The sequence below is a fragment of the Microcoleus sp. OTE_8_concoct_300 genome, from assembly GCF_031383065.1.
Classification (GTDB): domain Bacteria; phylum Cyanobacteriota; class Cyanobacteriia; order Cyanobacteriales; family Microcoleaceae; genus Microcoleus.
This window is the reverse complement of the sequence record NZ_JANMZH010000191.1, coordinates 1-3,508: the sequence shown is the minus strand read 5'-3', so window position 1 is coordinate 3,508 and position 3,508 is coordinate 1. Positions and strand designations below refer to the sequence as shown.

General features: G+C 42.2%; 2 protein-coding genes and 1 tRNA gene. 1 reads left to right on the top strand and 2 read right to left on the bottom strand.

What is annotated here, in order from left to right:
• Positions 1-60 precede the first annotated feature (60 nt).
• Positions 61-133: transfer RNA gene (locus ACUVJL_RS09360), tRNA-Glu, on the top strand.
• Positions 134-635: 502 nt separating this feature from the next.
• Here the strand turns inward: ACUVJL_RS09360 and ACUVJL_RS09355 are convergent.
• Together ACUVJL_RS09355 and ACUVJL_RS09350 are read right to left on the bottom strand one after the other, a co-directional pair.
• The gene (locus ACUVJL_RS09355) at positions 636-1,616 is read right to left on the bottom strand and encodes a hypothetical protein (protein ID WP_445245587.1); all 981 of its coding nucleotides are present in this window, start codon (positions 1,614-1,616) and stop codon (positions 636-638) included.
• Between the two features lie 141 nt (positions 1,617-1,757).
• Positions 1,758-3,218, bottom strand: coding sequence for a glycosyl hydrolase 108 family protein (locus ACUVJL_RS09350; protein WP_445245586.1), 1,461 nt, complete (start codon positions 3,216-3,218; stop codon positions 1,758-1,760).
• Positions 3,219-3,508: the final 290 nt, after the last annotated feature.

The following is a 3,508-nucleotide window of genomic DNA, read 5'->3' as shown; positions in this document are numbered from 1 at the left end:
GACAGATTGGGAAAGATTAGTTAAGGTAATAAAGGTGCGGAACACAAGCAAACGCAACGCGCCCCCATCGTCTAGAGGCCTAGGACACATCCCTTTCACGGATGCGACGGGGATTCGAATTCCCCTGGGGGTATTGAAAATCTAAGTCTGATATCAAAGTGATATCTAGTGTGTGGGGTGGGCATATTGTCCGCCCCTATTGCTATTAGGACTTACGGGTGGTCAGAAACCGGGTTTTTTTGCGAGAATACTGCCTCAGGGCCCGCAGCAACGGCAAAAACCCGGTTTCTTGGGTTTACGGGTGCCCAGAAATACGGGTGGTCAGAAACCGGGTTTTTTTGCGAGAATACTGCGTCGCAGCCCCCAGCAACGGCAAAAAACCCGGTTTCTTGGGTTTACGGGTGCCCAGAAATGAGAATAATTTCACAAATTGACTTCCAATAGTAGATAAAGACCGATCGCACCTTTCACTCTCATCTCGTGTTGTCTGCTGAAACGATGGATAGGTGACGAGGTGCGATCGCATGACGGGTTAATGAAGCAAGGGGCGAGCCCTATTTAACAGCTAATCAAAGGCTTTGCTGACTTGAGTAGTGACAGGAGAGCGCTCGCTAAAGCTTTTCACCAAACCTTGCTCAACTAGGCTTATCCTTAGATGTTGATTCAGGTACTTGACCAGCATTACGGACGTTAATAAATTTACCTAGCAGATCGAACCAAAAGGGCGCACCCATAGCTATGGCCGCAGCACTCAACAGCCAACCAAATAAAAGTTTGATGATTCCGAATACCCAATCCCCAAGTGTAGATTTAGCGGGATATCGGGGATTTACTTGCTTGTTAAATTGTTCCCTTGTAGACCAGCCAAGAGGCATAGTTATATTATCCAAATAGCTGTTAATTTCATCTAAACTAGGCTTATTACTTCCTGCAACATATTTAGTTGCCACTTGATTGATACTAGAGCGCAAAGCAGCATCTTTGTTTAATCTTTGACCGATGTAGAATGTATCAGCATTGATCGCCAGTGTCACTCCCAAGCCAATCAAAAAAGTAACCCCCTTAACATTCCGATTGTAGACACCAGATGCTCGCTCCATCGACTGATCGAACCAAATTCTTATCTCCTTTTCTAAAGACTTAATTCCATTCTCACTAGCACTAGCTTTCCTTTGAGCTATTAAAGCGATAGAATAAATCCGCTGTCCTATTTCTGTATCTAGTATTTTATTATCCTTGAGAGATTCTACGATGTCATCAATTGTTCCTGAAGCGTTAAAATCGTAATTAGTTTGGATAATTTCCAGCAAGGTAGCCGCAAACATTTTTGAAGAAATATAGGAAGGGCCGACAGAACCTCGAATAATTTTTCTTTGATTCAGAGATCGAATCAGAGGATGATTCCACAGATCATTAGCAATTTTTTGGGCTTGTTTAGCGGACGGATCATTTGCTTCATTGTCACCAAGTAGAATTTGGATGGCTTCTTTCAATTGTTTAGCTCTCCATTCTAGAACTGTAGCAATTAATTCTTGAATGCCTGAAACTAAAAGACTGAGAATTAAGTAAATGAAAAACAAGCCAATAGCCACATCCAACATCGCCGGGAAGTTCATAGTTTAAAACCTCTTTACACAAGGAGAAAATTAGTATTGACAATCAAGTTGGAGAGCGATCGCACCTTGCCTTTAAAAGCAGATGCGATCGCGACTCAATATAACGGACAAACCTTTTGCCGAATTTAGTTCAGTTTTTCTCTACAGGTTTGCGATAAACTCTCTCAAGTTATTAGCACGGTTCACCCAACCATCCAAAAAGACTTCTTGGGAAGAGTTCTGCCTAACTCTGCTGTGATGGTAAGCAATTCTTCCATCGATAATCTTCAAGGCTGTTTCTTTGTTATTGTTAGCTTGCAGTCCACTTTCAGTTTGCGGTCCAAAAATTCCATCAGCAGTAATTCCTAATGCTTCCTGTAAAAACTTGACAGCACCCCTTACTCCAAAAAGGACAGCAGTATCAAAATGCACTATAGCTAGAGGTAATATCATTGAATCAGCCTCAGATGGTTTCCAATACCTCTCGGAGTAGATTTCCATCACTTCGGTATCCTCAATATCCTTCACATCCTTGGTGGGCAGTCGTTTGTCCATCCTGTAGCTGTCATAATTTCTCTGGGTAATTCCTTTGTTTGTCCGCCCGCCTAAATCAAATGGGTTATCGACAAAGCCTCCTTCCCATTTCAAGGTGAATTTAAGTGCGATCGCAAATTTTTCCGGCAAAGAACCTGGCGGATCGATAGGAAAAGTAATTACAATAGGCGTACCCCGGAGCTCCATAAGTTTTTGGAAGAATGTCTTCCCAAATAAGCCAGTATTCATGTTGTTGAGGAATACTGAATCGGTAAAACGAGTTAGCACATTCCTAGTAACATTCCCAAAGATTCCATTTACATCAGACAATTTCAGCAGACCAATAGCATTAAGTCGGCTTTGGATTTCTCGAACTAATTCTTTGTCAGCAGTGAGTTCGTTCAAAGTAATTACTCGGTTATTTTTCAAGATTTCCCCAATTTTTGATGGCTCCTTTTTTTCTCCTGGAATATCGCGTGGGTTAGGACCGCCTCCTTGCTCATGAGAAATTCTATGTAGCCACATTGTTGCAGTAGAGTCGATCTTGCTACTATCCCAAGTGTCATAAAAAAGCAAAGCCTCGCGCTGTGTACCGGCATTACCACCCGAGGATATCAACCTGCGACTGTATAGTTTATTTTCACCTTTATTATCTGGTGAAAATTGTGAATTTACACTATACCCACCGTAGAACCATTCTCCATGTGGATCGTTCACAAAAAAGTCACCCTTGTCGTTATAACCACGAATAACCAAAATGTGACCTGGCTGCGTCCAAAAGCCATGCAAGATACATATTTCACCAGAATCAAGAGAGCGAGTAATGTCTGAGAGACTTCCCTTCATGGTCAAATCATCTCTTAACCCTAAACCTTCTAACAACCTCCTGATTCCATCGGGAGAACCGTGATCTATGCCAAGTCTATCAAAACGTGCTTTAACGTCATCTTCGTACTGTGGGAAGGAACCTAAATCTGGAACATTAAAATACTTTAAGCACATTGCTGCACTCGTAGGACCGCAGGTGCGCCAATATTCAATCTCGTTATCTTCTTGGCTGAAATACGGAACGTTATGATTAATAGCCATAATTTACCTCCAGTAAGTACAGCTTGTTTTAAAAGCTATTAAATTGATAACCCACGCCCGATCGCCCTGTCGGTGAGAAAAAGTGAGTTACTTTTGTAAAGTTTTTATACGGTTTCCTGAAACGCTACTGGCAAGCGGGTGAGAAGCCCGTAAACTTAAAATAATAAGTCAAGGTAGTGGCGATGAGAGGACAAGAAGCGCTGACAATAGTCGATCGGCTTTTACAAGGTGCTAACTACGGACAAAAACTTAACGATCTGCAATCTGCTGTATTTCTGGAAACTTGGGCG

Excerpts from the sequence above, each read along its gene's own strand:
- ACUVJL_RS09355 (WP_445245587.1), bottom strand. The coding sequence starts at position 1,616 with ATGAACTTCCCGGCGATGTTGGATGTGGCTATTGGCTTGTTTTTCATT.
- ACUVJL_RS09350 (WP_445245586.1), bottom strand. The coding sequence starts at position 3,218 with ATGGCTATTAATCATAACGTTCCGTATTTCAGCCAAGAAGATAACGAG.